The sequence below is a fragment of the Candidatus Poribacteria bacterium genome (assembly GCA_026706025.1).
Taxonomy (GTDB): Bacteria; Poribacteria; WGA-4E; order WGA-4E; family WGA-3G; genus WGA-3G.
In genome coordinates this window covers 217,062-238,342 of record JAPOZO010000063.1, presented here as the reverse complement: position 1 = coordinate 238,342, position 21,281 = coordinate 217,062, and the positions used below count along the sequence as shown (strand labels likewise).

Below are 21,281 nucleotides of genomic sequence, written 5' to 3'. Positions count from 1 at the left end.
AGTACGCCGCAAAATGGAGAGCGGATTCGAGAAAACAATGCTAAAGTCCAAAACCACGTCATTTAACCGCAAGGTACAATTAAAAAATGCTCACCAAAGACTTACTTCAATACAAAATCCAGAAGGGACAAATCCACCCACAATTTATAGAACCCACTAATAGCGAATTGTTGAGGGTAGCTGAGCAGCTTATTGCTGTTTTTGAAACGTCGCCGAATGAGTCGCGCGCAACGCTCTTGGAATCGAGTAAGCACATAATTGACAGCACACCGGTGGCACCTATAATCAAGCGCGGACTCGAAAAACTCTTGTTAGATCGGACTGAGTTTGATACCGCCCCCAACGAAGAACTGATCGCATTTCGGCATAAACTCTTTACGGAAACGAGCCGTCTGCTTTCACAAAAACAGTTCGAGGATTACGCAGCCTACCAGCGTGAGGTGTTACAGATAATGGTAGGTAAATCGCCTATGGAGCAGACAGAGCTGAGTGCCAAACTCTACGCGGATTTACCGAGCAGCCAACCGGTCTTGACATTCAATACACTTTCCGCCGAACGCCTCCTTCACCGTTACAACACCGCGCAAGTGCAAGGGTTACTCCTCCATTGCAACACGCTCACGCTAAAACTCGCCGATTCCATGACAGCCGAACTGCGTCAATTGTTCAAATACCTCAGATTCAACCAACTCCTCTCCACAATTCGGAAAGAAGGCGAACTATATGAAATTACAGTGGACGGACCACTCAACCTCTTTTACAAAACGAAACGATACGGTATGAATTTGGCGAACTTTTTTGTTGCTGTGTTGCATCAACCGAAATGGGAACTCACAGCAGAAATCCAGTTTCGGAACAAGCAGCGTTCTCGGTTATCGCTTGATGAATCGTGTGGTATCAAGCCGATTTCACAACAATTTCTCGCGTACATCCCCGAAGACATCCAACTCTTTCAGACGATGCTTCAGAATAAAACCAACGATTGGCAGGTCCGTCCCGGAAGCCAATTTCTCCCTCTCGCAGGCGATTTCTATTGCTTCCCAGACTATCAACTCGTCCACAAAAGCGGGACAGAGACAGCCATTGAGTTGTTCCATCCGTGGCATCAAGGGCACCTTATTGTGAGACTCAACACACTTGCTGAACAGAAAGATGTGTCCCTTATCCTTGGTGTCTCAAAGGAATTGGAAAAAAATTCGCTGATTGCGGAAGCGTTAGAAGCATCCGCGTATTTCTCGCAGTTCGGTTTCACATTCCGAGATGTCCCGACAATGCGATCTCTGCTCCCAATTCTAAATTCGCTTGTATAGAATAGCGCGGAAATGTGAAAATCCATATTTTTTTTTGTATTCTTAAAAAAAGAGATTAAAATCCACAATACTCGAATCTCAATCCAAAAGGAAAACATCGCAATGAAAACCACATCGCTCTCCACTTTTTTTGTTTTACTTCTCCTTTCAATGTTAGTTACATCAAATTCTCTTGCCCAAGATTACACAAAATGGAAACTCCCCGAAGGTGCTAAAGCACGACTCGGTAAGGGAAAAATTAATGAAATACAGTATTCTCCAGACGACACTCGACTCGCCGTTGCCAGTTCCATCGGTATTTGGATCTATGAGGTTGCAACTTTCCGAGAACTCGCGCTGCTAACTGGACACACAAGAGTTGTCTACAGTTTAGCGTTCAGTCCAGATGGAAAGACACTCGCAAGTGCAAACCGGGATGAAACAATACGCCTATGGGATGCTACTACAGGCACACACAAGAAAACACTCAAAGGACATACAAGTGATGTCCAGTGTGTTGCATTCAGTCGAGATGGAAAGACACTCGCAAGTGCAAGTTCGGACAAAACAATACGCTTCTGGAATGTCGCCACGGGTGAGCACAAGAAAACGCTCAAAGGACATACGTCTGCTGTCAGGAACGTGGCGTTCAACCCAAGTTATTGGACACTCGCAAGTGCGAGTTTTGGGGAAGTCCACTTGTGGGATGCCACCACAGGTGAGCATAAGAAAATACTCACAGAACATACAGATAGTGTCGAGTGCGTTGCATTCAGTCCTGACGGGGCAAAACTTGTTAGTGCCGGAGGGGCTGACTATAGTATCTATGTGTGGGATGGCCGCACAGGGACTCACTTGCGAACGCTTACTGGACATACTTCTGCAGTTCAGAGCATCTCTTTCAGTCCAGATGGACAGACATTTGCCAGTGCGGGTGATGACAAAACCATCCGTTTGTGGAATAGTATCACCGCCGAATATATACAAACACTCATAGGACATACAGATAGTGTCAGAAGCGTATGTTTCAGTCCAGATAGTCAGACACTCGCCAGCGGGAGTTGGGACGATACGATCCGCTTATGGGACGTTTCCACGGGTCAGCCGCTGAAAACACTCACTGGACATACACCGCGGGTCAATAGTATCTCCTTTAGTCCCGATGGACAGACCCTTGCGAGTGGAGGAGGGGACCATACCATCCGTTTGTGGAATGTAGACACGAATGAGCATAAACAAACACTCATAGGACATACTGCACCTGTCAGTAGTGTGTGCTTTAGTCCGGATGGCACAACACTCGCAAGCGGAAGTTTCGACGAGACTATACGCCTATGGAATGTCAATACAGGTCAGAACCTGAAAACGATTAGAGATCATACCGACGCTGTCCTGAGCGTCGCTTTCAGTCCAGATGGGAAAACACTCGCAAGTGGCGGCCTTTGGGACCTCGTTCTGTGGGATGTAGATACTGGACGCTTCAAAAAAGCATTTTCAGAGAACGTGCGTGAAGTTTATAGCGTATGTTTCAGCCCAGATGGACAAACACTCGCAAGCGGTAAAGGTTATGGGCCCGGTCTCCTTTATCTGCGAAACATAGACACAGGAGAAAATAAAAAAATCGTTACTGGGCATAGAAATTCTATCTTGAGTGTCGCTTTCAGCCCAGATGGACAAACACTCGCAAGTGGAACAGGGAATGCAGACGGCACAATCCATCTGTGGGATACAAGCACCGGACAACTGACACAAACAATCAAATGGCATCCAGATAATGTCAGTACCCTATGCTTTAGTCCTGATGGACAAATACTTGCAGGTGGGTGTAGCGATAGGATGATTCGTCTATGGGATATAGCCACAAGCGATCACAAAAAGACATTTACAGGGCATACGTCCTCTGTTAAGAGCATCCGTTTCAGTCCTGATGGACAAACGCTCGCCAGCGGAAGTTGGGACAGCACGGTGCTGCTATGGGATCTTACTACAGGTAAGTAGAAAGGAACGCGACGCAATGCAAACCAGATTATTTTCCATCTTTTTGATACCACTTCTGCTTTCAACACTATTTCCGCCAAACACTTTCGCTCAAGATTACACCCAACTCAATTTGCCGGAAGGTGCGAAAGCACGACTCGGAAAAGGCGTGATAACCGATATACAGCTGTCGGTTAATGGTAAGTACTTGGCTGTTGCGAGTTCAATTGGTGTCTGGCTATACGATGTTAACACAGGATCCGAAACTGCTCTGATTATAGGACACACAGAGGCAGTGACGCATGTCGCATTTTCACCGGATGGCAAAATCCTCGCAAGCAGTGGAAGCGACAAAATTATTCGCCTCTGGCGTACAGAGACTGGTGAATCCCTATTGTCCCTCAGTCCTCCCACCAACCCGATTCATCTGAAATTCTCAGCCGATGGGAAAACGCTCATAGGGAAAGACAGGAAAGGTACAGTCAGTTTTTGGGATACCACTACTGGAGAACAGTTAAACACTTTTACGCCAAACTTACCCAAAATCAGACTTGGAAAAGATAGGATTTGGTCGTTTGCAACGGACGCGTTTATTGACCAGACGGTTGGCTTTATTTTTGCAGTTGGCAACAAGGACGGCACAATTAGTATACAAGATGGACGCACCGGTCGCGAGATGCGAAAACTTATAGTGCAAGCAGATGATAGCTCGGCCCTGCCGATTCAATCCCCGAGACCATACACCTATAAACGCAAAATTATAGACGGACAACCCGCTACGAAGTGGGTGAACGGCTTAAATTTCTCTCCAGACGGTAAAACATTGGTGAATGGGATTAGTTATCAAGTTGCGCACTGGGACGGTAGCTCAAGCGGAAGGGGAGGTCCAACGGAACTCTGGGATGTGGAGACAGGAGAACAACTCGCAGTCTTCCCGTATGGTATAGGTGCCACGTTTTCAGGTGACGGTAAAACCGTTGCTATAAAAGCTATAGGTGGAAAAAGTGATTGCGCGATATGGGACATCGCGACACGCCGTAAAATTGCTGAGTTTCCACTGACGCTAAACATTCGGTTTTCTGGTGATGGCAAAACCCTCGCTATTATAGAGAAAGATAGCTATAAGATATGGAATGTCGCCACGCGTAGTGAAATCGCCTCACACAATCCAGTTGTGGAGTGGTTTGAAATTTCTCCAGAACGCTTCATGTTATCACAGGATGGCACGCTTCTTGTTACCGCAGACGAATACGGAACTGTTGCTGTGAGAGAAACCAAAAACGCTAAGCAGCTGCGCCTCGCCATTACAGATTATACAAAACCATTTACGGCGTTAACATTCTCACATGATGGCAAAACCATCGCAAGCGGCGATAGCTCCAGCACTATCCACCTCTGGGATACCCACACCGGGGCCAAACAGAACACGATTAAAGCGGCCGCTTACAGGATTGAGGGATTAGCCTTCGCTATAGATAACACAACCTTAACCACCGCTAACGACCAAGAAGACATCATACAGTGGAATATTGCTACAAGCGAACAGGTCGCTGCTCACACACTTCCAAACACAAACATCTCCATGGAATCATCATGGTTCGATGATGGCACAAGTTATCAACGAAAGGGAGTCACATTTGCACCGAATAGCGAGAAACTGGCTGTTAAAAATATGGAAAAGAGTCCGATTGAGTCCTTTGATACAACTATTGAGATATGGGATATAACGACTGATAAACCGCCGCGCCACCTTATAGAGTTTGTAACAGATTGGGGACCTATAGCATTTACGCCTGATGGAAGTATCTTAGCAAGCGGCAGTGATTCCCATGCTGCTACCGACCTGTGGAGCACACACACTGGTAAACGGATTGCCACGCTTAAAACGCCTGGAAACTGGATAAACGACTTGTTAGTCCGGCTTCGTCTCCGTGATAGTAGTATTTATGCCTTGGCATTCACACACGACGGAAATACCTTGGCGGTTGGAACCCGAGATAAGCACATCCAATTGTGGAATGTGACTGACCAACAGCATATTGGAAGTCTTGAGGGACACAAATACGTTGTCTGTGAGTTAGCATTTTCACCTGATGGGAACACGCTCGCCAGCGGAGATACAGGCGGTAAAATTCATTTATGGGAACTCCCGACACGCCGACACCTCACCATCTTTAATGGTCATAAAAGTTACGTTCGCACATTGGCATTCGCACCTGATGGAAAAACTTTAGCAAGCATAAGTGGTCATGATGGGACCATATTCCTCTGGAATGTGCCATCAAAATAACAAATGTAATCAACTTGAGACATTCAACAGGATGAAAATAAATTTATTTTTTACTTTTCCGACGTTACTCATCCTTTTAGTGCTATCTCCAACGAACACCCTTGCACAAGACTATACAAAGTGGGAGCTGCCAGAAGGTGCTAAATCGCGTCTCGGAAAAGGTATTGTAACGGATATACAGATTTCGCCCGACAACACCCGCTTAGCAATTGCGAGTTCCGCTGGCGTATGGCTCTATGATGTCAACACAAGCAATGAAATCGCACTCTTTAGTAGAGAATATAAGCATAAAGTTGAGGAAACTATCCCACGGGTGGTATTTTCACCGGATAGCAGGACACTTGCCAGCAGTGGATATGATGATACTATCCGAATATGGAACACCGAGACGGGTAAACACCTACTTACAATAAGTATGCCTGTCGCTCCGGCTCAGTTATTTAAATTTTTAACTGATGGTACATGGTCAACAACTATTATCCCTGCTGATGAAGTGGAATCTTTTAAATTCTTACCCGATCACAAAACGCAGTCAATATTTATCATCTTTGGTGGTCCACTTAATTCGTTTAAATTTTTACCCGATAGCCAAGCACTTGTGATTCAGAATTCAAGCGGAACAGTCTGGCTTTGGGACATTACTACCGAGGAACAGTTTGTCACTTACAGTCCAAAGCTGCCTAAACCCGGACTCGACAAATACAAGACTTGGCTTCAGATGGATAGTCCTGCTGCTCCCGACAAATGGAAACTTGCGACAGATACTTTCGTTGATCTCACTGGTGGTGCCACTTTTGCATTTGCTGTTGGAGACAAAGAAGGCACAATTAGCATACAAGATGGATCCACCCACCAACAGATAAGGACATTTACAGGATCTACCGACGCTGAACTATCTTTGCCCATTCAAGATAGAGTGCGCCGCCCGGGTAATGCCCGTCCGATTCCAAATGAATTGCCCACAACATGGGTGAAATGGGTGACCGGGTTAGAGTTTGCACCGAATGGGAAAACACTTGTGAGTAGAAGTGAGTACCGGATGGTAGATCATCTGAATGGTGGTTGGTCAGCGCACCAAGGTCCAACTGAAATTTGGGACGTTGTTGCAGGAGAACAACTCGCAGCACTGCCTCCTTATGAATCCCGTTGGTCGGATGTGGACATAAAATTTTCAGAAGACGGAAAAACCCTTGCTATTATCGGAAGCGGCGGTTGTGCAATATGGGATGTCACCACCCGCACTGAAATTGCCGTGTTCAATGGGGAGGTAGATGTGAAATTTGCTGGTAATAGCAAGATATTCGCCGTTATAAGGAACAATAACTTTGCAATATGGGATATTGCAAAACGCTCTCAAATCACCGCGCTTAATACAGTCCGAGAGCGGTTTGCGCTCATGCCGAAACGCTCTGCTGCTCAGCAGCGGGAGGTACCAACCCTTGCTGCCATTTCTCCAGATGGCACAATCCTTGCCGTGATAGATAAAAACGGCACAGTGAATGTATGGAAGCCCCTAACCAGCATACAATTGCGTACTTTCACTACAGGCTATACAAAAATGTTCACGACCTTGGCATTTGCACACGATGGAAAAACACTTGCAAGCGGAGATACAAGTGGTAAAATTCAACTCTGGGACCTAAATACAGGTTCCACGCGCACGACCTTTACATCGAGTGCAGGCAAACCTATTGACGGATTAACCTTTGGCATAGACAATGCAACCCTTATCAGTGAAAGCGATGGTAACATTGAAACGTGGAATGTTTCCAATAAGAAAAAAATTAACATTCACAACATTCCGGGCGCAGCAAGGGATGGAAGGATAAGAATGTCAAAAAGTTCTAAAACCACCTTCGTTCAATACCTTTCGGGATTAGCTGCATTGACCGCAAGAGGTGGAAAACTGGCTGTTTTTCACGATTTTCAAAATCGGAAGAAAGGGGAAAAGATTACGGTATGGGATATTTCCACTGGCAAACCGTTGTGCACTATCGTTGATGTGACGTGGGGGGATATTATATTGGCGTTTGCCTCCGATGGAAAAACATTCGTAACCAGTGATGACAGTGCCGTACGCTTGTGGCATACATACACCGGCGAGCAAATTGTAACACTCAACATTCCGGCAGATGCAGCGGCGTTCGCACCTGATGGGGAAACCCTTGCCATCGGCGAGGGAAATGAAGATAAGAACATCTCCTTGTGGAATCTTGCCAGACAAGAACGTATTTCAACACTCAAAGGACACGAATACATCATCTATCAATTAGCATTCTCGCCAGACAGCACAATCCTCGCAAGCGGAGATGCAGGTGGTGTAATTCGCTTGTGGGAACTATCCACTGGCAAACACCTCACTACATTCAAATCCTCTGCAGGTTATATTAACAAATTGGCGTTCGCACCTGATGGAAAAACACTCGCAAGCACGAATGGGGGCAGTAACTTCCGAAGTCCTGTTGGCACTATCCTCTTCTGGAATGTTCCAATCAAATAGACAAATGCAATCAACTCCTCACCAACAAAGAAAACAAAGATGATACTAAAAGACGATGGAATTCCCAAACTCAGCACAACACCGCACGCGGTAGGACTTTCAGCGAAGCGACTTACGTGTATCTCCACTGCTGCGCAGCAGTTTATTGATGACGGACACCTCGCTGGCGCGGTGACTGTTGTGGCGAGGCGCGGGAGAATCGCACACCTTGAGGCTTATGGTATGATGGACATTGAGGCGAACAAACTGATGCAGAGAGACACAATCTTTCGCATCTACTCAATGACGAAGCCGATCGCTGCTGCTGCAGTGATGCTGCTCTGTGAGGATGGAAAATTACAACTGGACGCTCCAGCTTCAACGTATCTACCCGAATTGGGCGAATTAAAAGTGGCAGCGGCGGCAGATGCCGAGACATTCACATTGATTGAAGCAGATCGGGATATGACCGTCATAGATTTGATGCGACACACCGCAGGGTTGCCCGGTGCTGCCCGATACATGGCAGGGCAAACTGCGGTAGATAAACGCTACCGAGAGGAAGGTTTGCATCTCCTACACGAATGCAACTTACAAGAAATGGTTGAGCGACTCGGTAGGATTCCACTGTTATATCAACCGGGGACGAAATGGCATTACAGCATCGCTGCAGATGTTTTGGGTAGATTAATTGAGGTGATTTCGGGTCAGCCTTTCGATGTATTTTTAGCTGAACGAATTTTCCAACCGTTAGGTATGGTGGACACCGGATTCTATGTCCCAGCGGAGAAAATTAATCGGCTCACAGGTATGTACGCCCCAACACCAGAAGGTGGTTTACAGGTTATTGACGCACCAGAGGGTGGAACCGGTCATGTATCTGAAACAAGTTTTAGAAAGAAGCCGAAATTCCTATCCGCGGGTGGTGGTTTAGTCTCCACCGCTGCTGATTTTGCCCGGTTCTGTCTGATGCTCTCATGCAAAGGTACATTCGCTGGAAAACGGTTAATGAAAACGGAATCCGTGGAATTGATGACACGCAACCACTTACCAGCACACCTGATACCGCTCGACAAAAAACCGGATAAGCGTTATGCTGGACTCGGTTTTGGACTCGGTGTCTCGGTGCGGGTGCAACAGACAGATTGGATACCTACATCTCAAGTTGGCGAATACGGTTGGATCGGCGGCGCGAGCACCGAATTTTGGATCTCACCGCGAGATGAATTGGTAGTCATCACACTTGCACAGCACATCCCTTTTTCCGAACTGAGCGAAAGGGTCAAACCGCTCGTCTACGCTGCAATCGTAAAAGAGTAGTGCTTCATCCAGTTTGGATTTTAGGGTAGGCTCTTAATCGTAAAATTTACGGCACGCAGAAACGGGCAATGAATTGCCCTACTACGAACTGGATTTACCTTCAATTTGAAAATGGATAGAACAGTAGTTTCCACTTAAAAAAAACATTTGATGTACATCAGAAACCTCTTTAACTGACAACTGATAACTGACAACTGACAACTACTAATATGATTATCAAAAACAACCCCGAACACGTAAGTACTGATCAAATCGTGCTGTTCCCTTTTGACGACTACAGCATCCCGTTTCAACACGGCGTTCGGTTACAACTCGTGCCTTACAGAGCAGGCGTTGATCGGACCCGAATTGTGGTACATCCGGGGCCTTCCCGTGCACCCGACAGTTCCCGTGTTATCTACTATGGATCTGTTCATCGTGTTGGCGACGAACTCTGGATGTGGTACTTAGCACAGGGCGATGACGACAGTTGGCACCATCGGGTGTGCTTCGCAAAAAGCCGTGATGGTTATAACTGGGAGAAACCGGAACTCGGACTCGTAGAATATAACGGCTCGATCCGCAACAATCTCGTGGATATCCAAGGTGGACAGTACCATATTCAGGCGTGTGTGGTGTATTATGAACCCGATGATCCGGATCCTGCGCGTCGGTTTAAAGCCATTATTGAAACCTCCAAATATACCCCAAAATTCGCAGTCATGTTTAGCGAAGACGGACTCCGATGGCACGAAGCCGAACGACACCCGCACCCACCCTCCTGCGAGATGTCCGGTCTTACAAAATTCAACGGTTGCTACTATCTAACTGCACACGGCGGTAACCATATAGGTCCCACACGGCAGATGGTAATATATGCCTCTTACGACTTTGAACACTGGATTGAAGCCTCCTGCTTAGGTTTCAGACGGGGTAACATTCCACCAAGACCTGTCGTATACGGGGCACACCAAGGTGAGCAGGTACACCTCGGTGCAGCGTTATGGAATCGCGGGAACGTGATTCTCGGCTTCTACGGCCAGTGGCACGGACCCAAAAACAACGACCGACGGCACGTGACAATGGATCTCGGTTTGGTTGTCAGCAACGATGCGCTTCATTACCGAGAACCGATTCCTGATTTTCAGATGGTAGAAGCGGCGGAGGATGACTTTGAACATCTACCGACACTGATGAACTTCAAACATGCCGCCCTGATGCAAGGACAAGGCTTTGAAAATGTCGGTGATGAGACGCTTTTCTGGTATGCTCCATGGCCAGAGCAGCTGAGCAACGGTGTCCGAATCGCAACGTGGCAGCGCGATCGGCTCGGCTATCTCCAAACAGCAGACATGGCTCGGAAAACGGCACAGCCTCCACACGTAATTTCAGCACCTATTGACCTTCAAGGACAGCCTTGCAGCGTATCTCTAAATATTGATGGATTATCCGAGTACAGTCAGGTTACAGTTGACATCTTAGACGAACGTTTCCAATCACTTGAAGGGTATTCCAGAGAGGACTGTCTCCCTTTTACATCAGGATTTCATGAAAAAGTGAAGTGGAAAGGCGGTGAATGGGTTAAAGGAAGAGAAGCAATCCGCATCCGACTCAATTTCACAGGGATTCGTCCAGAAGATCCGAAGGTCTACGCCATTTATGTTGAAAAAGTAGGCACCCCTTGATTTCAATCCGATCTTCTGCTAAAATGTAATGTACGGATGGAGGAAACAATATGACTATTTTATATAAATGGCGCGCGCTACTGTTAATCATAGCGTTAACTTTCTACTTTACCGCGTGTGGTCCGAAAGCGATACCGTATTCTCAAAACACGGACGCACCCGAACCGAACGCAGTCGCTGTCGCACACTACAATTGGGGCATGACATCTGCTCAGAACGGCAATTTCGACCAAGCTATCATGGAACTCCACTTAGCTATCCAGAACGAACCGGGGTGGGTAATGCCGTTTTTTACATTAGGTGTTGTCTATGGCAATCAAGGAGAACTCGACAAAGCGATCCAAGTGTGGGAGCGCGCGACGCAGTTAGATGCCGATTTCGCGAAGGCGCATTATAACCTTGCCGTTGCCTATTTACACAAGGAAGAAAAAACACGATCCATTGCATCCTTGCGTAAAGCGATTCGGATAGACAAGGAGGCTCTCTCCTCGGCAAAAGTGGATCCAGCACTTGAGGGCATTCGTAGCACCCCCGAATTTCAAGAATTGGAACACACTGCTGAAGAGAAGAATCAACAAAATTGATGCTACGCAGCACAAGATATGGCACGTTATACTAACCTTTCACCGACAGAACTTGCACACATCGTTGCACAATACCCAATCGGTACATCACTGAAACTTGAGGAGATCCGCGGTGGGTTCGGGAATAGTAATTTTAAACTGACAACCACAACCGGCGAGTTTCTGCTGAAAATTTGCGACGAAAAAGACCCCGCAGAACTCAACATGCAAATCGCGCTTTTGGCGCAGCTCCACCAGCACGCATACCCGACAGTATACCCGATTCTAACCAAGGAGAAGCAGCCCCTGATTCATGAAACGTTTGGCAGCGTGATGATCTATCCGTTTCTACGAGGAACACAACCTTCTTCCACCCCAAAAATACTCGCGCAACTCGGCACGGCGTTAGCGCAACTGCATCGCGTTCCACCAATTGCAGAACTTCCACGCTTTGCGATGGGAATATCGCAGATGCGACCCTTTTTCCAAGAAGTGCAAGATACAGAATTTGCGGCGCACCCGTTCATTGCATCGCTAAAATCGGAATTGGAAACGATGGCATCGCAACTCAATACGCCACTTCCGATGGGGCTTCTACACGGAGATTTATTTTTAGACAACACCCTCTTCAATGGCGATAAGATGGTGGCAATCCTTGATTTTGAAGAAGGTTGCTACGATACACTGTTACTTGACGTTGGAATGACGATCATTGGGTGCTGCTATACACCGGAACACCAACTGAACTTAAAGACTGTACAGAGATTTCTGGACGCTTACAACGCGATGCGCCCCATGACAGAAAGCGAATGGCAGCATTTGGATTGCTTCGTTCACTACGCCGCACTTTCCATAGCGTTTTGGCGATTTAGACAATTTAATATCCGCCGCCCTGACGCGCAGCGCGCGAATACGTATCAGGAAATGATAACCCGTAGCACTCAATTTAAGCGTCATCAGTCGGACCTTTATGGTCGATTTTAGAATTAACATTACATTATCGCAGTGTAAGAGGAACGCACGTTAAAGTCTAAGCATCTGAAGTTCCGCCGCAAGGTAAAATTAAAAAATGTCTTTAATACGATTAGAAAACGTCACCAAACTCTACGATCCAGACTTAATTCTCGACAATATTTCGGTCGCAATTGAGCATGGCGACAGAATTGGGTTAATTGGCCGTAACGGAACCGGAAAAACAACGTTAATTAAAATTATAAACGGTATGCTTGCCAATTTTAAGGGTAAAGTCGTGTCCGCGAAGGGGTTGCGTATCGGATATCTCAGCCAAGAACCGGACCTCTCGCGCGACTGCACGTTAAGGCAAGAAATGCTTAAGGTTTTTGAAAAAAGGCGCGCGCTTGAAGACAAAATGCTCCTGTTAGCGGAGGAAATGGAGACACAGGAGTCACCGCATCTCTTAGCAGAATATGCCCGGATTCAGGAACAACATGAACGGCTCGGTGGTTACGACTACGAACACCAGATTAACCGAATCCTCGGCGGTTTAGGTTTCGCTGAACTGGATTTTAATCTACCAATTCGTGTATTGAGTGGCGGCCAGAAAAGCCGGGCAACACTCGCAAAACTTCTCCTTGAAGCACCGGACCTACTGCTTTTCGATGAACCGACAAATCACCTTGATATTAAAGGGATCGAGTGGCTCGAAAATTATCTCAATACCGAATACAACGGTGCCGTCCTTGTCGTCTCCCACGACCGGTATTTTTTGGATAAGGTTGTCCGCAAAGTATGGGAACTCGCGGAACATAGGATAACAATTTATCGCGGGAACTATTCCAAGTACGTTGAAACGAAAAAAGTTGAGCAATTAGTCGGCGCACGAGCGTTCAAAAAACAACAAGCATTCATTGAGCACGAAGAAGATTTCATTCGCCGTAACATCGCCGGACAACGCACCCGAGAAGCACAAGGTAGACGGAAAAAATTGGAGCGATTGGAGAGAGTCGAAAAACCTAAGCCAGATGCGCCAACGCTTAAACTCAATTTTACACCTGAAACCCGCGGCGGAAACGACATTCTCCGATGCAAAGATGTCGGCAAATCATTCGGCGAAAAGTCGATATTCACAGACCTGAATTTTGAGGTGTACCGTCGCGATGTTGTCGGAATTGTCGGGGCAAACGGCACGGGAAAAACGACGCTTTTCCGTATGATTCTCGGAGAGGAACCCGCTACAGAAGGTGAAATGTGGGTAGGTCCCACCCTGAAGTTTGGATACTACACGCAAGAACTGCAGGGGCTCAACCCCGATAACGAGATCATTGACGAAATCTGGGAGCTGCGTCCACAGCAGACACAAGGCGAGATACGGAGTTTCTTAGGTAAGTTTTTATTCTCCGGTGATGATGTTTTCAAACGGATCGGGAACCTGAGCGGCGGTGAGCAAAGCCGTATACTTCTCGCCAAGTTGCTATTAGCAAACGCCAACGTGCTTTTACTTGATGAACCGACGAACCACCTTGACATACCGGCGCGCGAGGCATTAGAAGCAGCATTAGCGGAATATCCAGCAACGCTATTTATTATTTCGCATGATCGCTATCTCCTGAACAACCTCGCGACGAAACTACTGATTTTCGATGGAACCCCTGGCGGCACCGCGAACCTTTTTGAAGGCAACTACGCCGAGTACATAGCACAGCAACAAGAAGGGAAAGAAAATCAACAACCGAGCGAAAATATTCAAGAATTACAACCGCCACAAACATCTCCGCAGAAAAGTAAGTCGAGATCGAAGCGAAAGCGAAAGATAAAAGCACAACGTCTCGTCGGCAGCAACTAAAAAAACGTTAATTCTCCGAAAAATGCGTATAATTTTCCCGAAATACGTAGTTTTGGCTAAAAAAGATGCCAAAATTGAATATTTTTTGTATTTTAATTTGACATTTGGGCAAAACGGGCGTATAATTATTATATCGTATACGACGGAAAATATATCCGATATGGGATATATTATTTTTCATCGCAAGTCTCTTTCGACTTGCCCGTTTTAATAGTTAGCACTCATACTTACTATTAATCTATATTTTAACGATACCCAAAATGTCTAAAGACCAAGAATTCCATAACGAGATTGATGTCGTAATGCGTGTGATGCGTCATGCGCAAGCGGCTGTCAAATCAAGATTCATTCAAGAAGTTGTCCCGAATCGCCTGACGATTGTCCAGTTTAACGCCCTACAACATCTACATTGGTATGGTCGGGATGCTGGTATGTCAGTGAGTGAACTCGGTGAGCACTTGGGTCTTGCCCATAACACAACATCTGGGTTAGTGAGTCGTCTGGAACGACATGGTTGGGTAATCCGTCGTAAATGTGATAAGGACCGGAGACGCGCTCGGATTAAACTCACGCCGCAATCTGAAGAACTTTTCCGAGAGGGTGTAGAACACGCGGCAGATTTTTGGCAAAGTACTTTTGGGCAGCTATCCACGCAAGAACGTGAAAATCTGATTGAAAGCCTGAAACGGTTGAAACAGGTGATGGCGAAGCCTATATGGCCAAGTTATGCGCAGTTACACCCTCGCGATGCGGATCATCTCCAAAAACGGTTTAAAGCCGACTTGGACGAACTCGCACAGGCAAAACTGAAACTTGTCGGGATGCGATTGATTCTCGCGCAAATCGCAGAAAAGCAGAATGAACACGAACTCACAGCGTACTTAAACCAAGCCGCCTCCGAGGAAATTCGTCATACGAACCGACTGTTGAATCTACTCGGCCGTGGTGAAAATATGGAGGTGCTACTCTCAGCACTTGCCCATGAAGACAACGTCGTCTACGAGGAACTGATTGCCTTACTCGAGACCGCGCCACATGCTGAAGAAGACGAAGAATTAACACTTCTACAACAGATGGTTCAGGATAGTCAAAGATATAAACGTTGGTTTTGTAGTGTTTATAAACAAACGAACCAGTGACTACTATTTTGTCAATGGCCACCAGAGTTTCTGGTTTGGAACCAGAAACCACTTTTCCGGCCGATGACGCTTAAGAGGAGAACATGCAGTCCCAAAGCCCCGAAAGCCTTCCTCCAGAGTGTTATAATGATACCGAACTAATTGAGCGATTTCAACAAGGCGACACCGCCGCGTTTGATGCGCTCTTTACCCGCTACCAGAAACGCACCTATCGCTTGGTGCAACGCTTTATCTCAAACCGAGAAGATGCCTTGGATCTCACGCAAGACGCATTCATACGCGCCTACCAAGGCTTAGGTGATTTTAAGAGCCAGTGCCAGTTTTATAGCTGGCTTTATCGAATCACAGTGAATCTCTGTATCGATTTCTTAAGGAAAAAAGCGAGATCAGAAGTGCTCCTGTATGATTCCGATGAATCGGGAGAATTGCCGATGGCAAACATCCCCGACCCTCGGGCAGAGTCGCCAGCAAAAGCGGTTGAGAATAAAGAGTTGAGAACCCACATCCGGAAAGCCGTCCGCCGGCTCCCGCCAAAGCAACGGCAAATCTTCATTCTGCGACATTGGGACGGACTCTCGCTTAAAGATATTGCGGCAGTCGTTGGTAGATCTGATGGCACAGTCAAGGCACATCTGCTTCACGCCCATCGCAATCTTCGGAAACATCTACGTCCTTACCTACAAGAAGCAGATTCCTAAAAAAGTTTCTGTATGCGCGCTTCTCCAGCGCGCATACTCCCGCCATGTAGGCAGGCGCACGGATAGAAGCACAAGACCGTAAACTATATGTCCGTGGTTTCTTCTGCTGCAAAGAGTGCTTCAACGAAATCTGCCCCTGTGAAATCCCTCAAATCGTCAAGTTTCTCACCAATCCCTATGAGTTTGACCGGCGCGCCAATCTCAGCATTCACCCCAATGACAATACCGCCTTTCGCTGTCCCATCAAGTTTCGTAACAGCGACACCGGTAATTGGTACCGCCTCGTTGAAAATCTTCGCTTGCATCAAAGCATTCTGACCTACTGTCCCATCAACGACGAGGAGTACTTCATGTGGTGCCCCAGCATGCGCTCGTCCCATCACACGTCCGATTTTCGCTAACTCATCCATCAACGGCTTTTTGGTATGTAGCCGCCCAGCAGTATCCACAATTAGCACATCTGCATTGCGATGCTTCGCTGCGTGAATTGCATCAAAGACGACAGCAGCAGGTTCGGCATTCTCTCCACCGCGAATCAGTTCGGCACCCGCCCGCTCACACCAGATGGCGAGCTGATCTTCCGCTGCAGCGCGAAATGTATCCCCCGCGGCGACAAGCACGCGCCGCCCATCCGTGATAAAACGACTCGCAAGTTTACCGATAGTCGTCGTTTTTCCGGCACCATTCACACCAAGCACTAAAATTGTGTACGGTCTTTCATCTTTAACGTCCAGCGGCATATCTTCACCAAGCAGCTTCAGAATTTCCGATTTTATGACCGATTCCAATTCCGAAGAATCACTTAATCCCTCCGCTTTTACTCTCTCCCTCACGTTATCCATTAGCATCAACGTCGTATCAACACCGACATCTGCTTGGATCAAAATCTCCTCGATTTCCTCCATCAGGTCCTCGTCAATCTTTCTACCCATCCGCAAGAGCCCTGATAACTGCGACATCAACTGGCTCCGAGTTTTTGCTAAACCGGACTTGAGCCGATTAAACCAGTTCTCTTGCTTACCTCCAACGTCGGATGCTTCGCGGCTTTCATCACTACCTTTAAACAAATTTCTGAGCATTATCTCTCCTTTTTCTTTTATTGTATTTGTGGCTTCAGCAGCCGCATCTGAATTTTCTACATCCATATGATACTGTAACAACAACCAGAAAGGCAAACTAAAATTAGTTATCAATGGTCAACGAAATATCCACGTCCTCGTTTCTTACTGGAAAAAGATAGGACACATACAAATTACAAATTTCCTTGAAATGTTTGCTATTTTGTCTTATACTAAATTCCGGTAAAGGACGATTTGTCCTTGTATTACATTTTGGAGTATTATAGTAAAGTTTAGAATTAATAGGACACCCTATGCCGGTTCGGTTAGGAATGCAGATCGGAAATATAAGCATTCTCACTGCGAAGCAAAATTGGGGCTCCGCGTGTGGGAAACCAAATTTGGGTGAGTACACCGCAAAACCGAACCTACTGGGGGATGCAAGTGTCCCTTTATTTTTACGATTCACTATAAAAACATATCCTTATAGAAATTGGCTTGGGCAAAACCTCGCCAACGCAATATAACAAATCATATACAAAAAATCGAGGGTATTCTAATGAAAACGCAAACACGAAACCTGCTATCTTGCCTCGCAATAATACTGATAAGCTGTCTACTTCTCAGTGCGTGTGCCGAAAAACAGTTGGAAGAACTCATTGAACAGCAAGAAGAAGAAAAACCTGAGACGACAGAAGAACCTGTCCAACCTGAAGAACCAGTAGTCGCACTTCCCGGCTTACCTGATGATGTGGCAGGCTATACACAATGGCTCAAATTAAACGCTGAACCTATCCCTCCCGTCCCTGGCGGGGACCCACACAACGGCACCAAAAACGTTTATGTCAACAAAACACGGGAAGACATCGCACCAAACGGCGAACAGCAGTTCCCATACCCGGATGGTAGTATCGTTGTAAAGGAAGCAAATCGTCCCGGTAAGGATTATGTGGGACTCATCGCGATTATGCGGAAGAAAGCAGGCGTAGACCCTGATCACAACGATTGGGAGTTCATCGAATATGTCCGAAACGCACCGGATGCTGACTTCACCGTCATTGCTAAAGACGGTGTGTGTTGGGGCTGCCACACCCGAGTTGAAGACATTGATTATGTTTTCACAGAACTTCAGTGACTTCAGCCTAAAGGCTGGAGATTGTTAGAATATCGGCAGCCAGCTGGGACCCTAACAACGTGAGACGCTGAATAGAGTAATATATCGCAATGCTTGTGGTGGCACACAACAAGATGTTTCGGATGCTCCTCAAGTCTGATTCCTCTCTGTATTGTGATCTCAATGGGGAAACATATAGCCCGCAAGGGAGTTTACGATGAATTTCGTTCCTGTAAAGAGTAAAGAGGGTAAACGGTTAATGCCTACAACAGAAACGCGCGCTGCTATGATGATTAAGTCAGGTCAGGCAACGCCTTACTGGGACAACGGTATATTTTGTATACGTCTGAATTATCAAAGTAAAGAATGGACGCAGGAGATATGTGTGGGTGTGGATCCTGGTAGTCAGAAAGAGGGTTTCACCGTCAAATCTGAGTCCCATACATATCTGAATGTTCAGGCGGATGCACATACTCATACTGCGAAGAAGGTCAAGAATCGCAGAGAGTTAAGGCGTGGTAGGCGTTCACGAAAGTGTCCTAACAGAAAAAACCGCACGAACCGTCTTGCTAATAAAGAACGCATACCCGCTGGAACTCGTGCCAGGTGGGACTGGAAACTGCGCATACTTAACTGGCTCGATAAACTCTATCCGGTCACACATATATGCGTAGAAGATATTAAGGCGAGTCCCTGGGAAGGTGCTAAAAAATGGAACCAGTCGTTTAGTCCGCTTGAAGTGGGTAAAAACTGGTTCTATGGTGAGGTTGAAAAGATGTGGCAGTTACTTAACTATACAAGGCTACGAAACAAAGTCTATACGTGATAGTCTTGGTTTGAAAAAATCATCTGATAGGACTGCCAAATCTTTTGAGACACATTGTGTGGATAGCTGGTGCCTGGCATATCATGTGATTGGCGGTGAACCAACTGTGGATAATACAGATATATTCTGTATATCACCTTTACAGATTAAGAGACGACAACTACATAGACAATTACCACAGAAAGGTGGTAAAAGACCACGATTTGGAGGTACAATGTGTCTCGGTGTAGTAAAGAACACTCTTGTGAAGCATGTCAAACACGGTATAGCAGCAGTGTGTGGCTACCAAAAAGGCGGTTTATCTTTACAACCTATACAAGGTGGTAAAAGACTAATCCTTTCTGCAAAGTTAGAGGATTGTAAAATATTAACCAGACTTAACTTTAGATACGACCTCGTGTCTAAACAACCGAAAGTGGAACAGAATAACTTAGCACTCCAACTCACTTTCGATATATAAAGGCAGATTTTCCTCTTCAAGCTAAAGCATGGAGATTCCAATCTGAAGAAAATGTTGAACACACATTATAATAACTGTGTGCGGCACTTCAGCCACACCACCTCACGATTAAAACATTTGAATATGTCCCGTGTCTCGCTATCGTTGCTACGGTTCGCATTCATAGTCTGTATCGCGCTCAGTTTTTTCTTAACGACTGATACAGAAGCACGTCCTGAGTTTGCAACCGAACTTGAGAAAGAGTGTAGCTTTTGTCACCTCGACCCCGCAGGCGGTGGTCCCCGGAACCGTATCGGTGAAATTTTTGAAGAGAACTATTTTGAATTCCCCGAAGATTTCGACATGGAAGCTGTGACTGAAGAAGCCAAAGAGGTTGTTAAACAACTCACCACATCGCTTGATTTCCAGACCGCATTCATCAAAACAACACATGTTGACGCAGAGCAAAATGCGATAGCCAGCTGCAATTCATGCCATTCCTCTATTGACAGATTCCTATTGATGCAAGCAGAAGTAACCTTCAATGCCCAAGCCTCAGAACACATCAGACTTACGCTTTCTAATAATGCTGGAACAACGATGAATGCGTTTGCAACGGTAGATGCTATCCCGAAATACCTCTATGTCAAAGTTGGGCAATTCCGTCTCCCGTTCGCCATTAAACAGAAGGATCACAACATACTTGTTCGGGAAGGATATGGTCTCGGTTCTAACAAACGGGATGTCGGGGTTGAACTGGGTGGAAATGCAGGTAAAGTTTTTTACAATGCAGCCTTCTTTAACGCCGATAACGCTGCAGCGAAAGGCGGACTCGGCACACTTGGTGCGCAACTCGGACCCGTCAGAGCTGGCATTTCTGGCATCCTCGAAAAACCCGGTGAAGACTGGGAACGCCTTATCGGTGCCTTTCTCACCGCATCCTACGCGGGTTTGAGTATAGAAGGAGAGTTCAATTTTGGGAACAGTAGCGCGATATCCTCTTTCGCATCGGATGACATCAACTCAAAAGGTTATTACGTCGGTGCAAAATACCGACTCCTGCCCCAGCTCACCATCGCAGGTCGATACGGATTGTTCGATCCAGATAGAACACTTAAAGGGGACGCAAGCCAGCGGGTGACACTCAGTGCCCAATACAATTTTATGGAAAACGGGGCGATCTCACTGTTTTACTGGGCAAACCTTACAAATGCTGACCGTGGCGAGGATGAAACTATCCAAGATAAAGGCACATTACGCCAACTTCAGGGTACAGACCAGATTATTTTGATGTCACGATTTTGGTTCTGAAGATTAATACAGTTTGACCTGAAACCACACCAGAAACTTACACATAGGAACGGATCCCCATATCCGTTCCTATGTGTTTATATTTACACATAACGCCACTTAAAGACACTTTCCTCATCTTTTTCTCACGCGCTTGAACCCTGCCTAAATCCGACTATCGCTTCTTAAACGCTTAGCACAAAGCCCCCAAAACTTTGGCATGAAAATTGCTTAACCTATCCAGTATCTTTTTCCTACTATATTCGTTAAACCTATCGGAGTAGATAAAAAACGTTTTAAACAGAAGATTTCTCTACAAATAGTCCTTAAAC

At 46.3% G+C, this 21,281-nt stretch carries 15 protein-coding genes; 14 read left to right on the top strand and 1 reads right to left on the bottom strand.

Annotation, left to right across the window (positions count from 1 at the left end):
• The first annotated feature begins 86 nt into the window (after positions 1 to 86).
• The 11 genes from OXH00_15865 (at position 87) to OXH00_15815 (ending at position 16,222) form a co-directional block, all read left to right on the top strand.
• A complete protein-coding gene (locus tag OXH00_15865; GenBank protein ID MCY3742492.1) occupies positions 87 to 1,310 on the top strand; it encodes a DUF790 family protein in 1,224 nt (407 codons plus the stop codon).
• A gap of 102 nt (positions 1,311 to 1,412) precedes the next feature.
• Complete coding sequence (locus OXH00_15860; GenBank protein ID MCY3742491.1) at positions 1,413 to 3,287, top strand: WD40 repeat domain-containing protein; 1,875 nt, start codon at positions 1,413 to 1,415, stop codon at positions 3,285 to 3,287.
• Between the two features lie 16 nt (positions 3,288 to 3,303).
• Positions 3,304 to 5,556: a WD40 repeat domain-containing protein gene (locus tag OXH00_15855; protein MCY3742490.1), complete on the top strand. Its 2,253-nt coding sequence runs from the start codon at positions 3,304 to 3,306 to the stop codon at positions 5,554 to 5,556.
• 31 nt (positions 5,557 to 5,587) lie between these two features.
• Complete coding sequence (locus OXH00_15850) at positions 5,588 to 8,056, top strand: WD40 repeat domain-containing protein (protein ID MCY3742489.1); 2,469 nt, start codon at positions 5,588 to 5,590, stop codon at positions 8,054 to 8,056.
• A 39-nt stretch (positions 8,057 to 8,095) separates the two neighbouring features.
• Positions 8,096 to 9,355, top strand: a complete 1,260-nt coding sequence (locus tag OXH00_15845; GenBank protein ID MCY3742488.1) for a serine hydrolase — start codon at positions 8,096 to 8,098, stop codon at positions 9,353 to 9,355.
• A 209-nt stretch (positions 9,356 to 9,564) separates the two neighbouring features.
• Positions 9,565 to 11,019: a hypothetical protein gene (locus OXH00_15840; protein ID MCY3742487.1), complete on the top strand. Its 1,455-nt coding sequence runs from the start codon at positions 9,565 to 9,567 to the stop codon at positions 11,017 to 11,019.
• A gap of 50 nt (positions 11,020 to 11,069) precedes the next feature.
• On the top strand, positions 11,070 to 11,603 hold the full coding sequence (locus tag OXH00_15835) for a tetratricopeptide repeat protein (protein ID MCY3742486.1): 534 nt from the start codon (positions 11,070 to 11,072) through the stop codon (positions 11,601 to 11,603).
• An 18-nt stretch (positions 11,604 to 11,621) separates the two neighbouring features.
• Positions 11,622 to 12,566 carry a homoserine kinase gene (locus OXH00_15830; protein ID MCY3742485.1) on the top strand — a complete coding sequence of 315 codons (945 nt, stop codon included), beginning with the start codon at positions 11,622 to 11,624 and terminating at the stop codon, positions 12,564 to 12,566.
• A gap of 85 nt (positions 12,567 to 12,651) precedes the next feature.
• Positions 12,652 to 14,385, top strand: a complete 1,734-nt coding sequence (locus OXH00_15825) for an ABC-F family ATP-binding cassette domain-containing protein (GenBank protein MCY3742484.1) — start codon at positions 12,652 to 12,654, stop codon at positions 14,383 to 14,385.
• Between the two features lie 260 nt (positions 14,386 to 14,645).
• Positions 14,646 to 15,524 carry a MarR family transcriptional regulator gene (locus tag OXH00_15820; protein MCY3742483.1) on the top strand — a complete coding sequence of 293 codons (879 nt, stop codon included), beginning with the start codon at positions 14,646 to 14,648 and terminating at the stop codon, positions 15,522 to 15,524.
• An 83-nt stretch (positions 15,525 to 15,607) separates the two neighbouring features.
• Positions 15,608 to 16,222, top strand: coding sequence for a sigma-70 family RNA polymerase sigma factor (locus OXH00_15815; protein ID MCY3742482.1), 615 nt, complete (start codon positions 15,608 to 15,610; stop codon positions 16,220 to 16,222).
• 83 nt (positions 16,223 to 16,305) lie between these two features.
• On the opposite strand, the gene ftsY is transcribed toward OXH00_15815, so the two are convergent.
• Entirely contained in the window at positions 16,306 to 17,301 is a 996-nt protein-coding gene (gene ftsY, locus OXH00_15810) for a signal recognition particle-docking protein FtsY (GenBank protein MCY3742481.1), read from the bottom strand.
• 538 nt (positions 17,302 to 17,839) lie between these two features.
• Here ftsY and OXH00_15805 point away from each other — a divergent pair.
• The 3 genes from OXH00_15805 (at position 17,840) to OXH00_15795 (ending at position 20,970) form a co-directional block, all read left to right on the top strand.
• Positions 17,840 to 18,415 (top strand): cytochrome P460 family protein, encoded by a 576-nt coding sequence (locus OXH00_15805; protein MCY3742480.1) that lies wholly within the window; start codon positions 17,840 to 17,842, stop codon positions 18,413 to 18,415.
• A 238-nt stretch (positions 18,416 to 18,653) separates the two neighbouring features.
• Positions 18,654 to 19,220 (top strand): RRXRR domain-containing protein, encoded by a 567-nt coding sequence (locus tag OXH00_15800; GenBank protein MCY3742479.1) that lies wholly within the window; start codon positions 18,654 to 18,656, stop codon positions 19,218 to 19,220.
• Between the two features lie 511 nt (positions 19,221 to 19,731).
• Positions 19,732 to 20,970 (top strand): hypothetical protein, encoded by a 1,239-nt coding sequence (locus OXH00_15795; GenBank protein MCY3742478.1) that lies wholly within the window; start codon positions 19,732 to 19,734, stop codon positions 20,968 to 20,970.
• Positions 20,971 to 21,281 lie beyond the last annotated feature (311 nt).